The sequence below is a fragment of the Granulicella sp. S190 genome, assembly GCF_009766095.1.
Classification (GTDB): domain Bacteria; phylum Acidobacteriota; class Terriglobia; order Terriglobales; family Acidobacteriaceae; genus Edaphobacter.
On record NZ_LMUD01000047.1, the window covers coordinates 191,936 to 213,145 of the forward strand.

General features: G+C 59.0%; 18 protein-coding genes. 9 read left to right on the forward strand and 9 right to left on the reverse strand.

Translation table 11 applies throughout. The annotated features are described in order from the left end of the window. Positions 1-345: 345 nt before the first annotated feature. Positions 346-690 (forward strand): hypothetical protein, encoded by a 345-nt coding sequence (locus tag GSQ94_RS20570; protein WP_158945910.1) that lies wholly within the window; start codon positions 346-348, stop codon positions 688-690. Positions 691-814: 124 nt separating this feature from the next. On the opposite strand, the gene ahcY is transcribed toward GSQ94_RS20570, so the two are convergent. The 4 genes from ahcY to GSQ94_RS21745 all read right to left on the reverse strand — a co-directional run bounded on the left by ahcY (position 815) and on the right by GSQ94_RS21745 (position 5,258). Next, positions 815-2,263: an adenosylhomocysteinase gene (gene ahcY, locus GSQ94_RS20575; protein WP_158945912.1), complete on the reverse strand. Its 1,449-nt coding sequence runs from the start codon at positions 2,261-2,263 to the stop codon at positions 815-817. A gap of 181 nt (positions 2,264-2,444) precedes the next feature. Next, positions 2,445-3,758 carry an MFS transporter gene (locus tag GSQ94_RS20580; protein ID WP_158945914.1) on the reverse strand — a complete coding sequence of 438 codons (1,314 nt, stop codon included), beginning with the start codon at positions 3,756-3,758 and terminating at the stop codon, positions 2,445-2,447. A gap of 15 nt (positions 3,759-3,773) precedes the next feature. Beyond that, complete coding sequence (locus tag GSQ94_RS20585) at positions 3,774-4,076, reverse strand: hypothetical protein (protein WP_158945916.1); 303 nt, start codon at positions 4,074-4,076, stop codon at positions 3,774-3,776. Between the two features lie 60 nt (positions 4,077-4,136). After that, complete coding sequence (locus GSQ94_RS21745) at positions 4,137-5,258, reverse strand: bifunctional transcriptional activator/DNA repair enzyme AdaA (RefSeq protein ID WP_305794726.1); 1,122 nt, start codon at positions 5,256-5,258, stop codon at positions 4,137-4,139. 111 nt (positions 5,259-5,369) lie between these two features. On the opposite strand from GSQ94_RS21745, the gene GSQ94_RS20595 reads away from it, so the two are divergent. Both GSQ94_RS20595 and GSQ94_RS20600 read left to right on the forward strand, forming a co-directional pair. Next, positions 5,370-6,785 (forward strand): C45 family peptidase, encoded by a 1,416-nt coding sequence (locus GSQ94_RS20595; protein ID WP_158945918.1) that lies wholly within the window; start codon positions 5,370-5,372, stop codon positions 6,783-6,785. Positions 6,786-6,835: 50 nt separating this feature from the next. Further along, the gene (locus tag GSQ94_RS20600; RefSeq protein WP_254064024.1) at positions 6,836-7,336 is read left to right on the forward strand and encodes a DUF3455 domain-containing protein; all 501 of its coding nucleotides are present in this window, start codon (positions 6,836-6,838) and stop codon (positions 7,334-7,336) included. Here the strand turns inward: GSQ94_RS20600 and GSQ94_RS20605 are convergent. The 4 genes from GSQ94_RS20605 to GSQ94_RS20620 all read right to left on the reverse strand — a co-directional run bounded on the left by GSQ94_RS20605 (position 7,318) and on the right by GSQ94_RS20620 (position 11,500). Beyond that, on the reverse strand, positions 7,318-8,259 hold the full coding sequence (locus tag GSQ94_RS20605) for a transglutaminase family protein (RefSeq protein ID WP_158945922.1): 942 nt from the start codon (positions 8,257-8,259) through the stop codon (positions 7,318-7,320). The genes GSQ94_RS20600 and GSQ94_RS20605 overlap by 19 nt on opposite strands. A 146-nt stretch (positions 8,260-8,405) precedes the next feature. Beyond that, complete coding sequence (gene metK, locus GSQ94_RS20610) at positions 8,406-9,578, reverse strand: methionine adenosyltransferase (RefSeq protein ID WP_371417588.1); 1,173 nt, start codon at positions 9,576-9,578, stop codon at positions 8,406-8,408. A gap of 230 nt (positions 9,579-9,808) precedes the next feature. After that, a complete protein-coding gene (locus GSQ94_RS20615; protein ID WP_371417594.1) occupies positions 9,809-10,975 on the reverse strand; it encodes an acyltransferase family protein in 1,167 nt (388 codons plus the stop codon). A gap of 108 nt (positions 10,976-11,083) precedes the next feature. Then, positions 11,084-11,500 (reverse strand): RodZ family helix-turn-helix domain-containing protein, encoded by a 417-nt coding sequence (locus tag GSQ94_RS20620; protein ID WP_158945928.1) that lies wholly within the window; start codon positions 11,498-11,500, stop codon positions 11,084-11,086. A 196-nt stretch (positions 11,501-11,696) separates the two neighbouring features. Here GSQ94_RS20620 and GSQ94_RS20625 point away from each other — a divergent pair, with 196 nt between their 5' ends. The 4 genes from GSQ94_RS20625 to GSQ94_RS20640 all read left to right on the forward strand — a co-directional run bounded on the left by GSQ94_RS20625 (position 11,697) and on the right by GSQ94_RS20640 (position 17,138). Beyond that, on the forward strand, positions 11,697-12,866 hold the full coding sequence (locus tag GSQ94_RS20625) for an acyltransferase (protein WP_158945930.1): 1,170 nt from the start codon (positions 11,697-11,699) through the stop codon (positions 12,864-12,866). A 205-nt stretch (positions 12,867-13,071) separates the two neighbouring features. Then, entirely contained in the window at positions 13,072-14,580 is a 1,509-nt protein-coding gene (locus GSQ94_RS20630; protein ID WP_158945932.1) for a hypothetical protein, read from the forward strand. A 122-nt stretch (positions 14,581-14,702) separates the two neighbouring features. Next, positions 14,703-15,794, forward strand: coding sequence for an ABC transporter permease (locus GSQ94_RS20635; protein ID WP_158945934.1), 1,092 nt, complete (start codon positions 14,703-14,705; stop codon positions 15,792-15,794). 48 nt (positions 15,795-15,842) lie between these two features. Beyond that, complete coding sequence (locus GSQ94_RS20640; protein ID WP_158945936.1) at positions 15,843-17,138, forward strand: glycosyltransferase 87 family protein; 1,296 nt, start codon at positions 15,843-15,845, stop codon at positions 17,136-17,138. Here the strand turns inward: GSQ94_RS20640 and GSQ94_RS20645 are convergent. Next, on the reverse strand, positions 17,104-18,099 hold the full coding sequence (locus GSQ94_RS20645; RefSeq protein WP_158945938.1) for a hypothetical protein: 996 nt from the start codon (positions 18,097-18,099) through the stop codon (positions 17,104-17,106). The genes GSQ94_RS20640 and GSQ94_RS20645 overlap by 35 nt on opposite strands. A gap of 168 nt (positions 18,100-18,267) precedes the next feature. Here GSQ94_RS20645 and GSQ94_RS20650 point away from each other — a divergent pair, with 168 nt between their 5' ends. Together GSQ94_RS20650 and GSQ94_RS20655 are read left to right on the forward strand one after the other, a co-directional pair. Continuing rightward, positions 18,268-19,965, forward strand: coding sequence for a hypothetical protein (locus GSQ94_RS20650; protein WP_158945940.1), 1,698 nt, complete (start codon positions 18,268-18,270; stop codon positions 19,963-19,965). Positions 19,966-20,006: 41 nt separating this feature from the next. After that, a complete protein-coding gene (locus GSQ94_RS20655; RefSeq protein WP_158945942.1) occupies positions 20,007-21,164 on the forward strand; it encodes an acyltransferase in 1,158 nt (385 codons plus the stop codon). Positions 21,165-21,210 lie beyond the last annotated feature (46 nt).

The following is a 21,210-nucleotide window of genomic DNA, read 5'->3' on the forward strand; positions in this document are numbered from 1 at the left end:
CCATCGCTTGCCATCTACACCGGTCCGCAGGTTGCCTACACTGCCGGCTCCGCCAGCACCATCATCCTCATCGATCAGCAATTAGCCTCCACCCCAGGCCTTCAGGTCATCACGGCCACCGACTTCGAACCCACAACGAACTAAGCGTCTCCAGGGAATATCGGAGAACCCGATCCCACTGGGAAGAGCCTAGCGCTTACCCGAAAAACACCCGAAAGTCGCGGCATAAAAAAGAAATATACTTTGTAAACTCGCCACAACACCTGCAAAACCAATGGGTCTATTCCATCCGTACGCGGTAGCAGCAAGAACAAAGCCACCGCAGAAAGTTATAGGAGCGATCCAATGAATCTCACCAAACTTGCCCTTATCGCCTCACTCGCACTTGCACCCGCCGCCATCTTCGCGCAGGCAACCACCCCCACCCCCGGCCAGAACGACTACAACATCAACCAGCGCAAAGGCGACCAGCAGCAGCGCATCGGCCAGGGCGTTCAGAGTGGCCAGCTCACCGCCGGCGAAACCTCTCACCTTGAGCATCAGGAGGCCGGTATCAACAAGGAAGAGCACGGCATGCGCGCGCAAGACAACGGCCACCTCACCAAATCCGACCGCCAGACTCTGCATAAGCAGCAGAACCAGGAGTCTCGCCGCATCTATCGCGACAAGCACAACAACAAAGTGCGTTAACGAAAACACCAAGCCGGGCTGAACCATGGAAGACTGAACGACACGCTTTGTTCTCTCTCATGCCGCAAAGCAAAAGGGCCGCCGAGGAAACTCCTCAGCGGCCCTTCCTTCTTCTCTTTCAAACTTAGTACCGGTAGTGATCCGCCTTGTAGGGTCCTTCCACCGGAACGCTCAGGTAGTCCGCCTGCTTCTTCGAGAGCGTCGTCAGCTTCACGCCGATCTTCTCCAGGTGCAGCCGTGCAACCTCTTCGTCCAGCTTCTTCGGCAGAATGTAGATGCCGACCTTGTACGTGTCCTTGTTCTTCCACAGGTCTAGCTGAGCCAGCGTCTGGTTGGCAAAGCTGTTCGACATCACAAAGCTCGGATGGCCCGTCGCGCAACCAAGATTCACCAGGCGGCCTTCAGCAAGAACGAAGATGCTGTTCCCGCCCTCGAAGGTGTACTTATCCACCTGCGGCTTGATGTTCAGCTTCTTTACGCCCTTCAGCGCATTCAGCGGCTCCATCTGGATCTCGTTATCGAAGTGGCCGATGTTGCACACGATCGCCTGGTCCTTCATCAGCTTCATGTGCTCCACCGTGATGATGTCCACGTTACCCGTGCAGGTCACGTAGATGTCGCCGCGGCCCAAAGTCTCTTCGATCGTCGTGACCTCGTATCCCTCCATCGAGGCCTGCAGCGCGTTGATCGGATCGATCTCCGTCACAACCACGCGTGCGCCAAGCCCGCGCAGCGAAGCCGCCGATCCCTTGCCCACGTCGCCATAGCCGCAGACCACGGCAACCTTGCCCGCGATCATCACATCGGTCGCGCGCTTGATGCCGTCCACCAGCGACTCGCGGCAGCCATACAGGTTATCGAACTTCGATTTTGTAACCGAATCGTTTACATTGATCGCCGGAACCAGCAGTGTGCCCTTCTCCAGCATCTTGTACAGCCGGTGAACGCCCGTCGTGGTCTCCTCCGAAACACCGCGCCATTCCTTCGCCACATCCTGCCAGCGCGTCGGGTGCTCCGCATGAACCTTCTTCAGCAGCGCCTTGATTACATCTTCTTCGGTCGAGCTCGAAGGCGAATTAATCCACTTGTCGCCCTTCTCCATATCGACGCCCTTATGGATCAGCAGCGTCACGTCGCCGCCATCGTCGATCACAAGCTGCGGCCCCAGCAAGCCACCCTTCCCGTCAGGGAACTTGAGCGACTGGTTGGTGCACCACCAGAACTCCTCCAGCGTCTCGCCCTTCCACGCAAACACCGGAACACCCGCAGCCGCAATCGCAGCCGCAGCATGGTCCTGTGTCGAGAAGATGTTGCAGCTCGCCCAGCGAACATTCGCGCCAAGAGCCACCATCGTCTCAATCAGCACAGCCGTCTGGATCGTCATATGCAGAGAGCCGGTCACGCGAACTCCCGCCAGTGGCTTGCCCGCGGCATACTTGTTGCGGATCGACATCAACCCGGGCATCTCCTGCTCGGCGATATCGATCTCCTTGCGGCCAAAATCTGCCAGGGAGATATCCGCCACCTTGTAATCCACCGCTCCTGCTGCCTTATCGATCGTCGCTGTCGCCATTGTCTGAAAACCTCAAAACGCTGAATTTTTACCTCTTTCAGAATAACATTCAGGCCCGATTTCTTTACTATTGAGGCACTTAGATCGTTGGCGCCATCGAACTCTTCGCAGCTCTTTGGAGTCTCGTCAGCACAACGGTTTTTCCATCACTCACCTCCGGCCGAACGCGGCACGCTCGAAGTTATCGGTCACGCTCGGCAACAAGATGCTTCTCTCTACTTCTGGCCGCCAGCGCAAGCCCCGCAGCGCCTACCGCCAACGCGCTCATCGCATACAGCCCCCCGGTAAAGCTATGAGTAGCGTCTCGCAATCGCCCCGTCAGATACGGCCCCGCAAATCCGCCCACCCCACCCACCATCTGCAGAATCGCCACTGCACCCGCCGCCGCCGCTCCGCTCAACATGCTCGTCGTCAACGTCCAGAACGGCCCCATCATGCTCCACAGCCCCACCGCTGCCAGTGTCATCGCACACAGCGCAACCGCCAGGGAGTGCGCCCACGCCGCCCAGGCAAACCCCACCGCTGACACCGTCAGACATCCGGCTATATGCCATCGCCTCTCATTCCGTTTGTCGGAGCTCCATCCCACCGCCACCGTCATCACCGCAGCCGCAAGATAGGGAAACGTCGCATACCGCGCAATCAAGATCGCATCTCTCTCACCGCCACGAGAGAAACTCTGCAGAATAAGCGGCATCCACAGATTCACGATGTACACGCCCACCTGGCTCACAAAGTACACCCCTGCCAGTACCCACAGCGCCGGCAGACGGAACGCATCCAGCAGACGATGATGAGTCGACGCCCCGAACCGCTCTTTATCCCGTTGCAACTCCCCCGCAAGCCACTCCCGCTCCTCTGGTCGCAGCCACTCCGCCATCGCCGGCCCATCCTTCAGCACAAACAACACCGAGATCCCCAGCAGCACCGTCGGAATCCCCTCCGACACAAACAGCCACTGCCACCCCGCCAGTCCGCCCACTCCATCCAGCTTCAGCAAGTAGCTCGACAGCGGCCCACCCACCACTCCCGCCAGCGAGGTCGCCGTCATAAACTTCGCCACCGCCCGCGCCCGCTCCTGCGTAGGAAACCAGTACGTCAGGTAAAGAATCATTCCCGGAAAAAATCCCGCCTCGCTCACGCCCAGCAGAAATCGCAGCGCATAGAACGACTCCTTCGAGTGCATAAACACCATGCACGTCGACACGACGCCCCACGAGATCATGATCCGCGCAATCCATATTCGCGCTCCCACCCGCGTCAGCATCAGGTTGCTCGGCAGATCGAACAGTACCGACCCGAGAAAGAAGATCCCCGCCCCAGTCCCATACACCGTATTGCTGAAGTGCAAATCCCGCTGCAGATCGTAAGCGGCGAACCCCACATTCACCCGGTCCAGATAAGCCACGATATACAGCAAAAAAATATAAGGAATCAGCCGCCACGTAATCTTCGAGTAAAGCGCCCGCCCATCCACTGCAATCGTCGATTCCATGCGCTCCTCTTCGTCCTAGTTACCAGATTCACTACGGTGCACGGGAGGGATCACCTGCACACGTCGCGACTCGCGAAGCGAACGCCAGCCGGCAAAGGCCATCAACACAAAAAATCCGCCGAACCCCATCGCAACGCCAAACGCCCCTGCAACCCCCAGCAGCGTCACCCATAGCGGATCGCTCTTGTCCGCAAAGTAAACAAACGCAGCGACCACGTCGCCCAGCACCAGCGCTAAGGACAACAGCAATACCGCGAGACTCGCCACCAGCCACTTCTTCGCACCGTCGGGTATCGCCTTACTCAGCACTGCACTCACGAATCACACCTATCCTCACACCCAACAATTGCGAAACACACTCCGCAGCCTACCACGCGGTCATACGCTCTCCGCCTCCAGCAGCCGCCGCTTCCTCTCCACGCCCCAACGATATCCAGTGATTGCCCCACCCTTGCCCACCACTCGATGACATGGCACTGCAATCGCAATCGGATTCGCTCCGCAAGCCCCGGCCACCGCACGCGAAGCCGTAGGCGCGCCAAGCTGCAACGCCACCTCCGAATAACTCCGTGTCTCGCCCCGCGGAATCGCCTGCAGTGCCTTCCACACCCTCTGCTGAAACGCCGTAGCCCTCACATCCAGCGGAAACGTAGCCGCCAGCGGATGTTCACTTAACTGGCTCGTCACAAACGCAACCGCATCCGCCAACCATCCTGTATTTCCCTTCGCCACCACTAGCTGCGCCTTCGAGAACTGCTCCCGCAAACCAGCAATCAACTCCTTGTCATCCCTCCCAAACGCAATCGAGCAGATCCCCACATCGGTTGTCGCCACCAGCATCCGTCCCAGCGGGCTGGCCACCGTGCAATACCGAATCAGCAGCCCTGCGCCTCCCTCACGCATCACGCGAGGCGTCATCCCCAGCGTAGCCGCGCTCTTTTCATACAACCTGCTACTCGATCCAAACCCCGCCTCATAGATCGCATCGGTTATCGGAGCCTTCACCTTCTTCGGCTCCCTCACCTTGCTCTTGAACCGCTCCAGCCGAGCCTCCTTCGCATACTGCCCCGGACTCACCCCCAGCACGCGCTTGAACCCACGCAGAATCGTCAATCGCCCCACGCCCGTAGCCTTCGCCACATCGGCCAGCCGCGTCCGCTCCTCCGCGTGATCCTTCAAATACTCCGTCACCGCCGCAATCGCGCCCGCCTGCGGATCGGCCTTCGCCTCCGTCCTATCAGGCTCACACCGCTTGCAGGCCCTGTATCCCGCAGCCTCGGCCAGAGCCGGGGTAGGGAAGAACGTCACGTTCTTCCGCGACGGCCGCCGGCTCGCACAGCTCGGCTTGCAATAGACCTTCGTCGACTTCACGGCATACACAAACTGCCCATCCGCGCTCGCATCTCGCCCCAGCACCTGCTGCCACTGCTTGCCGGGAAAGTAGCTCGGCACCGCCACATCCTTCTTCGCTGCACTCGTCATCGTCATTGTCTCTGTCATTCCAGTATCCTCCCATCGGTTCAAAATCCCCACACTCCGTTTCGTTCACCCAAACTCGCATCATGTATCCTCATCGCATCCGCCAATAAAAGAACCCGCAGGAGACCTAGAATGCGCCTCTGCCTCACCGCCTGTATCCTCGCCGCTTTTACGTCGACCGCAGCCCTCGCGCAGCCCGCCGATCCCCGCCTCAAAAACGCCTACACCTTCCAGAAAGACGGCTGGACCTACGTCCACCTCGAAGGCTCGCCCAGCGAAATCGGCTTCCAGCACGGCTATCTCCTCGCCTCCGACATCGCCGACAATCTCAAGACCATCGAGCTCGAAAACACCCACGAGGCGAACAAACCCTGGCCCTACTTCCGCACCATCGCCAAAGATCAGATCATGCCCCGCATCGAACCCGAGTACCTCGCCGAACTCCAGGGCATCGCCGACGGCGTTCAGGCCAAGGGCGAAAACATCGATATCCTCGACATCGTCGCCCTTAACGCCCACCTCGAAGTCTCCGACTACTACATCCCGTGGCTCCTCAAGCAGCAGGGGAAAGCCGCCCCCGCCGCCCTGGTCGCGCCTGGCCGATGCAGCGCCTTCATCGCCACCGGCTCCGCCACCAAAGACGGCAAGATCGTCATCGCCCACAGCAACTGGTCCGCCTACATGGAGGGTGAGCGCTGGACCACCGTCTTCGACATCGTTCCCGCCAAAGGCAATCACATCCTCATGGACGGCAGCCCGGGGCTCATCCACAGTGGCGACGACTTCGGCGTTAACTCCGCCGGCATCATGATTACCGAAACCACCCTGCCCATGTTCCAGGGCTGGAACCCCTCCGGCATCCCCGAGTTCATCCGCGCCCGCAAAGCCATGCAGTACGCCAATACCATCGACCAGTTCGTCGCCCTCATGCGCGAAGGCAACAACGGCGGCTACGCCAACTCCTGGCTCGTCGGCGACCGCAAGACCAACGAGATCGCCTACCTCGAGCTCGGCCTCAAGCACACGCCCCTCACCCGCAAGTCCACCGGCTACTTCGTCAGCGCCAACTTCCCCGTCAACCCCGACCTCATCCGCGACGACACTCCCGGCTTCGACATCCACAACATGAAGAGCACCATGAACGCCCGCCACGTCCGCGCCGAAGAGTTCGTCCAGCAGCACATGGGCCAGCTCGACACCAACCTCGCCGAGCAGTACCTCTCCGACCACTACGACAGCTACGAACACAAAGTAGTCGCCGCCCGTCGCAGCCTCTGCGGCCACGAAGACGTCTCCAAAGATCCCGAGCCCGCGTGGGACTCGCCGCCCTTCTCGCCCAGCGGAGCCGTCACCGGCAAAGTCATGGACGCATCTATGGCCGAGCACATGAGCTTCACCGCCCGCGCCGGCCACCCCTGCGGCGAAGACTTTATCGCCGCCCCCTTCCTCGCCGCTCATCCCGAGTTCACCTGGCAGGCACCAGTACTTCACGACATGAAGGCGGGCCCCTGGAGCACCTTCAGCGCCGCGCAACACCCCGGGTCATAAACATCTTCAACCATGCACCCTGCGCAAGCTAAACTCAGTCCATGCGAAGCATGATCCGAACTGTTTTTTTTGCCGCAGCTTGCTCTGCCCTCTCACCCGTCGCAAAGGCTCAAGACAAAACTATCCCTCCCCCACCGCAGCAGGCGGTTTTAACTCTCCACGCCAGGGGATCGCAGATCTACAACTGCCAGCAGGTTCAAAACGCCTATCAGTGGGTCTTCATCGCGCCCGTAGCTCGTCTCTTCGACGACGCCGGCAACGAGGTTGCCACCCACGGCGACGGCCCCGTCTGGAACTATCAGGACAGCAGCTCCATCCAAGGCGTTGTGCAGCAGAAAGTTTCATCGCCCGATGCCGCTTCCATCCCTTGGCTCCTTCTCAAAGCGGTCAACCCTGCACGCACCGGTGTCCTCACCAGGGTCGACTTCATCCGCCGCTCCGACACCCAGGGCGGCATCGCTCCCACCACCGGCTGTGACGCTGATCATCTCGATGCAAATGCCCGCGTCCCCTACACCGCGACCTACACCTTCTACTCCGCGAAGCCCTGAACCGCCCCTGCCGAGCCACGATTCACCGACCCCACCACAGTCTCCTGCGCAACCGTACCCGGCAGGCTAGGCACAGTCGTCCCATCCTCCAGCACCTCGTAGCTGTCGACGTAGAAGTTCGTCAAAATCGCATTCCCAAACGAGGTCGTAATCGCCACATCCGCCGCATCCCGCCCCGCCGCCATCAAGACGCGCCCAATCCTCGGTTCGTTATGGCGCGCATCCATCGTCATCCAGCGTCCATCTAAAAACACCTCGTACCACGCGCTGAAATCCCCAGCTCCGCTATAAGGCGCGCGAATATCCCCCAGGTACCCCGTCACGTACCGCGCAGGAATGTTCTGACACCGCGACATCGTGATCGCCAGGTGCTGATAGTCCCGGCAAACCCCCACCCGCTCCGTAAAAACATCCATCGCCGTCTTGGTAGGTCGCGCCGTCTTGTAGTTGAACACCACCTTCTCATGCACCCAGTCGCGAATCGCCGACGCCTTCGTCCACCCCGGAGTCATCCACCCAAAGAGATCCTGCGCGATCGGTCCAAACTTATCCACCTCGCAGTACCGACTGGCCAGCAGATACTGCAACACCTCCGACGGCAGATCCTCCACCGCAGCCTGCTGCGCATACGCATTAATCGGGTCCGCCAGCCCCTCCATCTCCACCACATTCGATCCGCTCAGACTGATCGCGCCCTCCGGCGTCATAAATCGCGTGCACCTGTTCCCAAACACATCCTGATACTCCAAAACTGGAACATTCGTCTTCGTATCGCGGCCCCCAGCATTGTCGATATGTTCGACCTTCAGCTCGTTTCCGGCTCGCACCCGCGGTTCCAGCGATGGATGCAAATGAAGCATAGCCACCATCGGCGTAGGCATTGCGAGATGAAATTGAATATCGTATTCAGACTTAACTAGCATCGAAAACCCTCTTCCCTACAGGGGTTGGTGTTAATGTGATGCACTTAAGCGATAGCCAGCAGTCTAACCCGATCCTCTTCAATCTCGTCCAATAAAAGAAACGGCAGGCCCGAAGGCCCGCCGTTTTCAGATCGATCGAAAAAAAACTACTTCGCAGCCAACTGCTTGACTCCAGCCTGTTCCGCCAGCGCCGCAGCCTTGTCGGTCTTCTCCCACGTAAAGCCCTCGCCCTTGCGGCCGAAGTGACCATAAGCAGCAGTCGCCTTGAAGATCGGCTTGCGCAGATCCAGACCCTCGATGATGCCCTTCGGCGTCAGCGAGAAGTTCTTCCGAACCAGGTCCTCAAGCTTCGATTCATCCACCTTGCCCGTGCCGAACGTATCCACCAGCACGCTCACCGGCTCTGCAACACCGATCGCGTAGGCCAACTGCACCTCGCAGCGATCCGCCAGCCCAGCCGCAACGATGTTCTTCGCCACATACCGCGCCATGTAAGCCGCCGAACGATCGACCTTCGTCGCATCCTTACCGCTGAACGCTCCGCCACCATGCCGGCCCATGCCGCCATAGGTGTCGACGATAATCTTCCGGCCCGTCAACCCGGTATCGCCCATCGGTCCGCCGACCACGAAGCGGCCAGTCGGATTGATGTGGTACTTCGTATCCTGGTCCAGCAGCTCGGCAGGAATTACAGCCTGGATCACGTGCTTCAAAATATCCGCGCGCAGCTCGTCGTTACCGACATTCTCCGCATGCTGAGTCGAAATCACAACCGCATCCACCCGCTTTGGCTTGTTCTCGGAGTCATACTCCACCGTCACCTGGCTCTTGCCATCCGGACGCAGGTACGCCATCAAACCGCTCTTGCGAACCTCGCTCAGCTTGTAAGCCAGCTTGTGTGCCAACGAGATCGGCGTCGGCATCAGCTCCGGTGTTTCGTTGGTTGCATAGCCGAACATCATGCCCTGGTCGCCTGCGCCGCCCGTATCCACACCCATCGCAATATCGCCCGACTGTTTGTTGATCGTCGAGATCACCGCGCAGGTGTTCGAATCGAACCCATAAAGCGCGTTGTCGTACCCAATCGCGGCAACAGTTCCGCGCACCAGGCTCTGAAAATCGACATAAGCCTTCGTCGTAATCTCTCCGGCGATCACCACCAGACCCGTACAGGTCAGCGTCTCGCACGCCACGCGGCTATAGGGATCCTGCGCCAGGCAGGCGTCCAGAATCGCATCGGAGATCTGATCGGCAATCTTATCCGGATGCCCCTCAGTGACAGACTCACTCGTAAACAGAAAACGGTCGCGTTTAGCCAAAACAACTCCTCCAGAGATACCTGCCCTGACACTTAGCCAGAACAGCATGCAACCTACTTATTTTACCCGCCTCGACGGAGTCAGGCAAAGGCCGGACCCTCGTCACCCACGGTCAACTAGCAGGATCGAGACCTCAATGGCGTTCTGTCGCAGTAAACAGTCGCTTCTCTCATCGAATGGAAAATCACAAGACGTGATTGCAGTATCTTGCACACTCTCATCCGAGCGGTTCAGGAGGCTGCAAAGCTCGACTCAGCGCCCTTCGGCCTCGAGTAACTGAAGCGCGACTTCAATCGAAGCCAGTGCCGCTCATAAAGTTGATAGCTCAGCACCGACACGATACAGGTCAATACCAGCACCTCCGCGACGTACAGCATCCCGCCCCATGCCTTCGAGTGCACCAGGCGTTGCGAAGGCAGGAGCAGCCTGGCGGCAAGAGGAAAGAACAGCACATGGTACACATACATCCCGTAGCTGTACTTCCCGAAGAAGCGCAGGCCTCGAGTCCCCCCCAGCCAATGAAAGACAGTGCCTCTCTGAACTGTTCGAAGCAGCACGCAGGTGAAGAAGACCGCCAGCAGGGGATACACAAACAGCGTCATTCCCACATCGTGGTATCCAAAGCCCACATAGTGGACCGCCAGCCCTGCCATGCCGACAAGCGACAGCGCAAAGGGCAGCCGTGTCCAGCGGATCAGCGTCGACAGCTCGGTCCTGCGTAGAAGCACTGCCGCGATCGCCCCGCACAATAGTCCGTCGCTATGCGTAGGCAACTCCCCGTAGCTCCACTCCTGCGCATGGTTCGGCACCAGCCACAGCAGCAGGCACCGCAACGCAAACCCGCCCGCTATGGCCCCGGCGCACACACGAATCAGCCTGCTTCCATCGCGTGCTCGAAGCACCACGAGCGGCCAGATCAGGTAAAACTGCTCTTCGACCGCCAGCGACCAGAAGTGCGTCAGGCTCACAGCCGGCGGCAGATCATTGAGCGTGAAGTCAACGTGCCCGGCGACGTTGCCCAGGTAAAAAAACTGCGCCAGATGTCCTGGCCTCCACTGCAGATGGAACACCGGAGTCAGAGCCACAAGCAGAAATAACACCCCGTAAAACAAAGGGAAGATGCGCAGCGCCCGCCGTGCATAGAAGTTGCGAAAGTACTTCGGATCTTCGCGCGTATCGAGCAGAATGCCCGTGATCAAAAAGCCGGAAAGCACAAAAAACAGATCGACGCCGGACCACAAGCCCGTAGTCACGTACATCGCCTGCTCCACCCATCGCGCCCCAGTATGCGCGCTCGCGCCGTAGTGAAAGCAGAACACCATCAGGAAAGCGAAGCCCCGCAGGCCATCCAGGCTCTCGATATGGTGTCGTGAGGGTTGCGCTTTAGAAGAAGTCAGAGGTCGTGTCCAGTTTAGTCGGCTTACTGATTCAAACTATATCCGACCCGCAACAAGACTCATCACTTCGAGCACGTGATTGGGTAGGTCATCTGAAAGTCAACTCAGTCAGGGAATCAAACGCCCATGCAGGGCAAACTTCCACACCACCCAGCCCAGTGCTCCCAGCATCGTCACCATGCTGCCGACGCCCATCCAGCGCAGATTGCTCTTCGATTCGCTACCGCTCCGGTTACGTCGTACATTTTCGGCAAACTCGGTCCAGTCGGTCTCTTCGACGACCGTACCGCTCTCTCGCAGGCTCGCCTCGAACCGCTCAACCCACGGCGACTCTTCCAGGCCAACTGCAGTGAGGTAGCTGCGAAAGATACCCTTCCGGAAGACGCCTCCGGGCAGAGCGTCATACTCGCCAGCCTCCAGCGCCAGCACGTGCCGCGACGAGACCTTGGTCTCCGCGCAGATCCTCTCGATCGAGACCTGCCGCCTCTCGCGCTCCCTCCGCAACTCGTCGCAGAACTGTTTCATTCGCTCCGTCAACCCTTTACGCTCCCGCAGGACGGGACACCGCCCCGCAGTACGCTAATTCATCGAAGAATAGACCGGGGCATTTGTCAAAGTCAAAGCCACTTTCGGGTGATATCACCCCACTACCGGGTTGGAAGCAGGCTAGTTAGCCTCTAAGGCCTTCCCCCACGGCTATAATCCACCCGAGGAGCCGATTATGTCCGCAGAGGCCGCCCCCACCGGCACAGCTTCGATCCACCGCATTCCAAGTCTTGACGGCCTCCGCGCTCTCTCGATCTTTCTCGTAGTCGCTCTCCACAGCCTCCAGCGCCTGGAGACAACCCGCCACGTCCCCTATCTTTGGGCGGGGATCTTTGACGGCGGCACCGGCGTCACTATCTTCTTTGTCATCAGCGGATACCTCATCACCAGCCTCTTGCTCCGCGAGCACGAAAAGACCGGATCCATCAGCTTCCGAGGCTTCTACTTTCGCAGGGCGATGCGCATCTTGCCACCCCTCTACTTCTATGTCGGAGTACTTTTGCTCTTGGGCTGGGCTGGGCGGCTACCCATCTACAAACTCGACATCTACAGTGCGCTGTTCTTCTTTCATGACTACGCTTTGAGCATGATGTGGAGCCTGGAACACTTCTGGTCCCTCAGCATCGAAGAGCAGTTCTATTTCCTCTGGCCCCTGATTCTCTTCTACTGCCTCCGTCGGCCCGGCGCCGAAGGCCGTCTCAAGGCCACAAAGGTCGCCATTGCGATTATCCTCGTGTCGCCTGTGGTTCGAGTCCTCTGCTTCACCATCTGGCGGAACACCGTCCTCAAAAACGGCTACAGCTTTCACATGCGTGAAGATTCGCTCATGTTCGGTTGCCTGTTTGCCCTGGTTCAGGGCACCCCCCTCTTTGAGCGTATCTACGCCTACGTCACCCGGATCTGGTGGATCCCACCCGCCGTCATCCTCCTGTCCGATCTCATAGGCTCGCGGTTTCAAAACTATTGGAACTTTCCCCTTGGTTTTACCGTCTGCGGCGCGGCAATCGCCTTCTTCCTCTTGTGGTGCGTACGCAACCCAACCTCAGCCTTGGGGAGATTTCTCAACTCCCGCATCATCGTCCATATAGGTGTGCTCTCCTACAGTATCTATATCTGGCAAACATTCTTCCTGCACCATCTCAACAAGCTCGTCTTTCCGCCTTCCCTGAGCCTTGTCTACACCTTTCCTTTCAGTTGGCTGGCGATTCTGGTGGCCGCGGAGATCTCCTACCACTTCGTCGAGCAGCCTTCCTTACGCCTTCGCAGCCGCCTGATTCAGAGCCTCGGCCTTTACCGGCAAAACCGCCGTATACGACAAGCTACCCTGTCAAACTCCAAGGTCTAGCGGGGGAAACGGGCATCTTCACTCCGTTATAGTTGTAGAAAGAACCGCACCTTAGTAGCTGCAACTCAAGAACCGGTCGCTCCTCGCAGAGGTCTTCCAAATCACAGCCAAACTAGACGATCGCGACAAAACGGTAGCTCAGTTAATACGACTAATACGACCTGAATCAATGCTTGAGCAGCTCCATTCGGACCAAAGAAGATAAATGCGCCTTCCTTTTCCAGAGCGAATCCCGTTCGTCCCCGTCTTCTACTTCGCGGGAATCCTCTGCATCATCCAGATGATGCAGAAGACGAGCGCCATCTTCTCGCTCTGCTGTTTCTTTTACATCATCGTTGCCACTATCGCTTTTAACGTCGCCGGAGGGTTCACCCGAACCTCTGGTGCCTTCATCTTCTTCAACTCCACCCTTAGCCTCATCCTCGCTCTCTGCGTCAAAGCCTATCTCGGGGAACCCGCAGACTCAAATCTTTCGTCTCCCATATTGACCATCACCGTCTACCTCGCCGGCATGTGCATGATGCTCTTTGCCGCTTATTTCAGTAGAAGGGTCGCTCCCCGCAAAGCTCTTCTGGCAGACATGGTCACCCCAACCAACATGCAGACCGCAACGGTCGGAAGTCTGGTCATGGGGATTCTGTTCGGATTCGCAGGGTATGTCCTTCCTAGCGGTCCCGGTTCTGTCGTAAGCGCTCTTAATCAGCTCAATCGTTTTTTGCTGCTGGCCATCATTCTGGGAGTCATCAACTCGGTCAGGCGCAGCGGGGGAAGGCGTAGCACCAACCTGCCAGTCCTGCTGTCCGCCTGTTACATGTTTTACGTTGGGGTCGTGAGCTATTCCAAAGAGGGAATGTTCGCTCCGTTCGCCTGTTGGTTCCTTGCCGCGGCCTCTGTACGCTTTAGAGTCAGTCGTCCTCAGCTACTCGGTCTCACCCTGGCGATTTTATTCATGTTCCGGTATCTCGTCCCTTACTCGCAGTACGGAAGAACTTTCAAAGATGTCAGCGGGGAAGTCAATCTTTCCACCAACCTCTCGCTCCTTTCGAACCTGGGGTATGTCCGCGAGCAGTATCTGGAGACCTCGCGAGACGCCTACGAAGATCGCATCCTCGGCTATTACAACACCCCTCAGGGGCTCTTCGACCGGCTTCAGATGGTCTCGATCGATGATGCAATCATCAATCACACAGAGCTTTTCGGGACCTTCGGACTCTATCCGATGGTTGCCTCTATCGAGAATCTTGTCCCCCACTTCATCTGGAAAGACAAGCCCGCGTTCTACTCAGGAAATGTCTACGCCCATGAGGTAGGGGTGCTCGGCGCGGACGACGACTCAACCGGCGTCTCTTTCTCTTCCACGGCGACGTCCTACCATCTATGGGGATGGAAGGGAATCTTCTTCCTCGCCCCGGCCCTTTGGTTCTTCCTCTTTTACATCTTCGATTCGCTCTGCGGGGACATTCGGAAAGCTCCCTGGGGACTTCTGGTCCTCGTCCTCTACACCCATGCCGCGCCGGAGGCAGATGCCGGCACCATTGTGTACATGTGCTACTTCACCGCGATCATCATCATCTTCGCTGCCGTCTTTGGTGCCTATGTTATGCCCGTCATCGGAACCTTCCTCATCGGTCCGGAAGGCATCGCTATTCGCAAAGGCGGTCCGGTTCGCTCCATTCGCGCCCGGCTCATCCCCTCCCCTTCGCCTAAAACCTGATCGGTCCACAGCCGCCGCAATCGCATTCCGTCGGCACATCCGTTGCAGCAAATAGGCTGAAAGTCCATTCTTTGCCCTTCGCCCGCAGAACCGCGCCTGCATTCCCATACACTAGTAACTGTATGAACAAATTAGTCGTCGGCAATCTGGTCCATCGTCCTCTGCGCTCGCTCATCAGCTGTCTCGCCATCGCCATCGAGGTCATCATGATCCTCTCCATCACCGCCATCCTGATGGGCAAGCTCGACGGCTTCAAGACCCGGCAGAACGGCATCGGCATGGACATGTTCGTGCGGCCCAACACCGCCAGCAACCTCATCGGCATGAGTCCCGCCGGAGCCTCCATCAAGGTCGCGGACGTCCTGGCCAAGGTCCCTCACGTCATCGTCTCCGCCCCGGTCAATGTTCAGATCAACAGCTCCCTCGACACCATCTACGGCATCGACTTCAAGAGCTTCAACGCCCTTCTGCCCTTTGTCTTCCTCTCGGGCACCCCCTTCCAGGGGCCCGACGATGTCATCCTCGACGACTATGCCGCGGCAGGCAAAAAAGTCGGCGACCCCATCAGCATTCTCAATCACCCCTTTCGCATCTGCGGCATCGTCGAGCATGGCAAAGGCGGCCGCAAGTTCGTTCCTATCGAAACCATGGGCGCTCTAACCGGCACCGAAGGCAAGGCCACCATGTTTTACCTTCGGACCGAAGACACGCCAAAGTATCAGGACGAAGTCCGCAAAGCCATCCTCGCCACTCCGGGCATGAGCACCTACAGCGTCGCCACCGCCGAAGAGTATCTCTCCTCCATCTCGCCTGACCGTCTCCCCGGCTTCAACATCGGCCTTCGCGTCGTCATCGGCATCGCCGTCGTCATCGGCTTCCTCGTCATCTTCCAGTCCATGTACACCGCCGTCATGGAGCGTACCCGCGAGATCGGCATCCTCAAGTCCATGGGAGCCTCACGCTCCTACATCGTCGGTATCGTCCTGCGAGAGACCGGCGTTCTCGCCAGTGTTGGCATCGCCCTCGGCATCGCAGCCAGCTTTGCCCTCAGCATCGCCCTTCAGGCCCGCTTCCCCACACTCGACTTCGTCATCAACCTCCCCTATGTCTGGAAGGCCATCGTCATCGCCTTCATCGGAGCATTGCTGGGCGCACTCTACCCAGCCCTCAAAGCCGCCAGCAAAGACCCCATCGACGCCCTCTCCTACGAGTAAGCCGCAGAGTCTCCTAAGCAGTTAATTCCTCGAAGTTGAGAAAAGCCCTTGACCGGTAATCAAGCTCTCATCGCGCGTACGGCCCTTAGCGTTCTCATCGGCGGCATCAGCATAAGCGTCTGTTCGCTCTCAAGCCTTCGCCGGATGACTCGAAGATCCTTCGACCGAATGGTGAACTTTGCCTTCATCGCCAGCCGCCTCGCAGCCTACGTCGGCATCTTTTTCATCCTGCACATTCCGCCCAGGGGAGACATTCCGGCCTTCTACTGGGACGAAGCTAAAGCTGTAATCGCCCATAAACTCCCCTACAGGGACTTTCCATCCAGCTACGCGCCTCTTCATCCTTACCTCGATGCGCTTGCCATCAAACTGTGGTTCTCGCCCCTTGCCATCATCCTTCTTGCAATCTGCGCAGAGGCTCTCGTCCTGCGTCTCTGGCTGTATATCGGCAGAGACTTCCTCACCGAGCAGGAGACCCGTTCGAGCGCTCTCCTCTACCTCACCAGCATCATCAGCCTGCAGTTCGTGACCATCGACGGTCAGGACAATGTCATCATCGCCCTCCTGCTGATTCTGGCGCTACTCCTCCTCCGCCGCTCTCAAATCGTAGCTTCGGGTGCAGCAGTAGGCCTCGGCGTCGCAGCGGTCAAGTTTCTTCCGCTTCTTTACTTCCCGGCGTTCTTCGTCGTCGTCCCACGCCGTTGGCGCTGGCTGCTCGGCGCATCGTTGGTTCTTGTTGCAATCTTCGGAGCCGCCGTCGCTGCTCACCTGCCCATCCTTCAGCCTCTGCTGTTTGAGCGCACCATGAGATCCGCAGGCAACCTCCCCTACCTCTTCGAAGGCATCACCGGGATCGCCGTGCCCTCCGGCGTATGGGACACCCTCGTCCTTGTCATCGCCATCGCCATCATCCTTCTGGTTGCCAGCAAAGCCAGGGGCGCCAATGCAGTCTTCCGGTCGCGTCTTCTCATCTTTGGTTCAGCGGCGCTCACCCTCGCCCTGCTCTTATTCTCGAAAAAGTCCTGGCCACCTTACCTGATGCTTACCTTCTTCCCAATCTGTCTTCTGGTAAGAAGCTGGAGCAGGGTAAGAACTCTATTGTTCGCAATCTTCGGAGTCTCTGCTGTCGTCTGTCTCAGCTATTGGGCCACCGTTCTCGGACAGTTTGAAGCCGTGACCTTCCACCTCGAGCTTCTCGCCCTCAAACCCCACTCTTTAATCCTTCTCATCACCCAACTGGTTCTCGATACAGGGTATTGCTGGCTCCTCTATTTGGCTCTACGCGAAATCTGCCGGGATCAGAGCGCCTTTAGCTTAGAGACGGCTTTACCAGAAAGCGTGTAATCATCACCTCGGCAGTCAGCGGCGCCAGTGTCAGCGCGAACGGCAGGAAGATCCTCACCTCTTGGATTCTTCCCACCACCACCCACATCCCCAGAAAGATCACTGCCCCGGTCAGCATTCCGGCTCCCGCAGCCTCAGCCTCGTGCCTTCGCCTTACCACCATCGCGAAGGTCCATCCCACCGGTGCCATAAAGAGCAGGAAGGGAATCCAGCCAGACGGTTCCCGAAGATTCAGAAACAACTGAAACACAGGCGTATCTCCATAGCTTGCCGCCGGGAACACCCTCCGCATCAGCCAGAACTGAATCCCTACCACCATCGCGACCGCAACCAGGCTCGTCCCCATCTGCAACCCTCGAGGCAGAACAAACCTGCGTCCCAAAGGCGTCAGGCACACCACTAGGATCCCGGCATGCAGCGCAAACGCAACATCGGAGCGCACAAACGCCTGCGCGACTGCCAGCAGCAACAAACCGCACACCGCCGTCCCTGCCCCCCCGCGCAAAGGCACAGCCAGCAGCAGCAGCGCCAGCGACAAAATCGCCGCCGTCGGCAGCGTCTCCGGCCTCTGATACCAGATCAGCCACGCCACGTAAAACTGCACCAGCACCGTAAATGCCGCAGCCCCGAACCACTGCCCTGCAAGCCCGGCCTCCCGATAAGCCGTCGACCGCCGCAGCACCAGGAAAAGCGTGAACACCGCAACCAATCCTGCAACCACATCAATCATTGCCAGCGTATGCCGCAGTGCCAGGTGCAAATGTTGAGCCAGAAAGTAGGCCGTATCGATCACGCCGATCCGATACTGGTTTGGCGCACCGGCTGTACCAGCCACCACGTCCATCCACGTTCCCGGAGCCTTATAAAACGTCTGGCTATAACTCCAGTAGTCCAGATAACCCGCCGACAGCACAATCAAACTCAGCAAGATGCTGACGACCCTCTTTGGACCCTGCATCATCCGTTTTTTCTCGCTTCCCCACTGGCTTTTCAGAGGGAAGAATACCACCTGCACCCGCCCTGCCCGTGGCCCATAAGGAACCCCTTGCCCCGTCCCCGCATCCTGCAGAGGCTAAATCTGTAATACCCTGAACTCTTACGGCACATCTGCGTTTAACCCTCTATTGACATGAAGCGGCCAGGCTCCATCTCGTTCTCTGTTCTCCCTGTCATCGAGACGACCCTCCTCGTCGCCTCGGCCATCTTCCTCATCCTGCACGCCTTTCATCTCAGCGCCGACTTTCCGAATCACTCCCCCTGGATGGACTGGGCCAAATACACCGACGAGGGCTGGTACGGCGACGGTGCCATCCGCCACTTCCAGCGTGGCCACTGGAACGTCCCCGGAGACTTCAATCCAGCCGCCGCCCTCCCCGTCTGGCCCCTGGTCGAAGCCGCTCTCTTTCGCTTCACCGGCGTCAACCTCATCGCCGCCCGCAGCCTCGCCGTCGCCATCTTCGGCCTCATCCTCACCTCCTCCTACCTCCTGCTCCGCCGCTGGCAGACCCTCACCGCCTCCGTCCGCAAACAGCCGGTCAACACTCTCGCCCCTGCCATCGCAGTCCTCCTCCTCGCGGTCAGTCCCTTCTGCTACGTCTTCACCCGCATGGCGATCCTCGAGCCTCTGCTCATCCTCCTCACCCTCCTGGCCCTCCTCGCCGCATCCTTCGCGGAGACGGTGCAGGGAAGCGTCTCCACAGCTCTGAAAACCGATCCAGCGACCGCCCTCCGCGCCACTGCCCGGCAGATCCTCCCCATCCTCGCCCTCGGCCTGCTAATCCCCCTGATGGTCCTCACCAAAACCACCGCCGTCTTCCTCCTGCCCTCCATCGGCTGGATCCTCTGGGCTCGCGCCGGCTATCGCCTCCGTCCATTCCTCATGGTCACCCTCCCCGCCGCCACCCTCGCCGCCGTCATCTGGATCGGCTACTACGCCTTCATCGTCCGCCCCCACTTCCTCGACGACTACCGCTATCTCTTCAGCGCCAACGCCTACACCGGCATCACCCCCGGCACCGCCCTCTCCGTCCTCGGCGACACCCTCGCCGACGGCCTCTGGATCGGCAATATCCTCTACCCCCTGGCGCTCCTTGCCATCTTCTCAGCCTTCCTGCTTCGCCCCCGCCTCCTCCGCAACCCGCTCGTCCCGGCACTCCTGCTCTGGGCCGCAGGTTATGCAGCCTTCCTCGCCTACCACAACAACCTCCAGCCCCGTTACTACCTCGTGCTCGCCGTTCCGCTCACCTTGCTGATCCCGGTTGTCTTCTCCGCTCTCTGGACTAAAAACAACTCCGAACCTTTATCTCCTCTCCGCCGTCTCGGCACCTCCAGCATCGTCGCCGTCCTGGCCGTCCTCACCGTCACCGACGCGCACCAGACCCTCCACTACGTCCGCCACCCCGACTACACCTTCACCACCGCCGCCGCCGAAATCCGTCAGATCGTCTCCGCCGATCCCACCCACAACTCGCTAATCCTCTCCATCAGCGGCTCCAATCTCTCCCTCATGACCGGTCTCCCCTCCATCTGCGACGACTTCGGCACCATGGACCTCTCCGTCCGCGTCCAGGCCTACCACCCCGGCTGGTACGTCGCCTGGAACCAGGTCGACGACGATAAGATGGATGCCCTCAGCCCCACCTATCACCTCCAGCGCATCGCCGCCTTCCCCGCCATGGACGACCCCGAGCGCAACCTCCTCATCCTCTATCGCCTCGACCCCGCCACATCCGGTGCTAACCCGCGCCGCCATCGCAAACCCGTCATCCCCCGCCTCCTTCAAACCAGCTTCGGCCAACAGCCCAGCCCTGCTCAGCTCCAGCACTAAACCCTCCCGCATCCGTCCGCCACGCTATACTCTGCGTAAACATGCAAGACAAGATAAGCCTGCGCCAGCAAGGCGATTCCCGGCGCTTCTACGAGCTTGACTCCCTCCGAGGCGTGGCCGCTTTAACTGTCGTGTTCCATCATTTTTCCCGCATCTGTCCGGACAGCGTCACCCATCTTTTAATCCGTACTCCGCTGCGCCTCCTCATCGCCGGCCATCAAGCCGTCATCCTCTTCTTTCTCCTCAGCGGCTTCGTCCTCACCCTCCCTTACAAAAAGAAAACTCGTCTGAACTACGGACCCTTCCTCTTGAAGAGGGTGTGCCGCATCTACCTGCCCTATCTCGGAGCCGTGGCGCTTGCCATCCTCTGCGATCTCAGCTTTCCGGGCCACCGCCCCTACGCCAACTACTGGATCAACTACACCTGGTCCGAGCCCGTCACAGCTCAACTCGTCCTGCAGCACATCCTCTTCCTCGGCAACTACGACTGGTCGCAGTTCAATACCGCCTTCTGGTCGCTCGTCTACGAGATGCGAATCTCTCTCGTCTTCCCCTTTCTCGCGCTCGCGGTTCTTCGCCTTAGTCTGCTATGGCCCGTCCTGTGTGCGGCCGCACTCTCCCTCGCGTCATTTCCCCTTGCGATCCTCTTCGCCAATGTCTGGCACCTGAGTGGATTCACCGCCGCCATTAACACCACCCTTACGCTTCACTACGCGGCGTTCTTCCTCATTGGCTCTCTCATGGCCAGGCACCTCAACGCAATCAATCGGTGGTACTCCAGGCTCACACCACTTCAGGCCGCAACTCTCGCGCTCTTATCTCTTGCCTTGTACGGCTTTGGAGACGCAAGCAGCCTCGTCCAGCGCTCTTCCGCTCCCAGCAACCTCTTCGACTGGCCCGTTGCCCTCGGAGCCGTCATGCTCATCATCCTCGCCATCAACAACCGCTTCTTCCACGAGTTCCTGACCACCCGCTCCATTCATTACCTCGGCGAGCGCTCCTACAGCCTCTACCTCATCCACGGAACCATCCTCTTCTCCCTCATTCACACCCTGATGGGAAGAGTTCCCACTACTCTTTTGCTGATCCTCTATCTCTCGATCACCCTTGCCGTCACCGAGATCTTCTATCGCCTTATCGAGAAGCCGTCGATGCTGTTGGGCCGCCGTCTCACCACTCCAGTGACAGCTTCCACGTAGACTGGCTCCTCAGGATCGTGACCCATCTCGCACAAGCTTCACCACA

Coding starts and splice junctions, on each gene's coding strand:
- GSQ94_RS20645 (WP_158945938.1), bottom strand. CDS start 18,099: ATGATGCAGGGTCCAAAGAGGGTCGTCAGCATCTTGCTGAGTTTGATT.
- GSQ94_RS20605 (WP_158945922.1), bottom strand. CDS start 8,259: ATGCTAGTTAAGTCTGAATACGATATTCAATTTCATCTCGCAATGCCT.
- GSQ94_RS20570 (WP_158945910.1), top strand. CDS start 346: ATGAATCTCACCAAACTTGCCCTTATCGCCTCACTCGCACTTGCACCC.
- GSQ94_RS20625 (WP_158945930.1), top strand. CDS start 11,697: ATGTCCGCAGAGGCCGCCCCCACCGGCACAGCTTCGATCCACCGCATT.
- ahcY (WP_158945912.1), bottom strand. CDS start 2,263: ATGGCGACAGCGACGATCGATAAGGCAGCAGGAGCGGTGGATTACAAG.
- GSQ94_RS20620 (WP_158945928.1), bottom strand. CDS start 11,500: ATGAAACAGTTCTGCGACGAGTTGCGGAGGGAGCGCGAGAGGCGGCAG.
- GSQ94_RS20600 (WP_254064024.1), top strand. CDS start 6,836: ATGATCCGAACTGTTTTTTTTGCCGCAGCTTGCTCTGCCCTCTCACCC.
- GSQ94_RS20655 (WP_158945942.1), top strand. CDS start 20,007: ATGCAAGACAAGATAAGCCTGCGCCAGCAAGGCGATTCCCGGCGCTTC.
- GSQ94_RS20630 (WP_158945932.1), top strand. CDS start 13,072: ATGCGCCTTCCTTTTCCAGAGCGAATCCCGTTCGTCCCCGTCTTCTAC.
- GSQ94_RS20580 (WP_158945914.1), bottom strand. CDS start 3,758: ATGGAATCGACGATTGCAGTGGATGGGCGGGCGCTTTACTCGAAGATT.
- GSQ94_RS21745 (WP_305794726.1), bottom strand. CDS start 5,258: ATGACAGAGACAATGACGATGACGAGTGCAGCGAAGAAGGATGTGGCG.
- GSQ94_RS20650 (WP_158945940.1), top strand. CDS start 18,268: ATGAAGCGGCCAGGCTCCATCTCGTTCTCTGTTCTCCCTGTCATCGAG.
- GSQ94_RS20635 (WP_158945934.1), top strand. CDS start 14,703: ATGAACAAATTAGTCGTCGGCAATCTGGTCCATCGTCCTCTGCGCTCG.
- GSQ94_RS20595 (WP_158945918.1), top strand. CDS start 5,370: ATGCGCCTCTGCCTCACCGCCTGTATCCTCGCCGCTTTTACGTCGACC.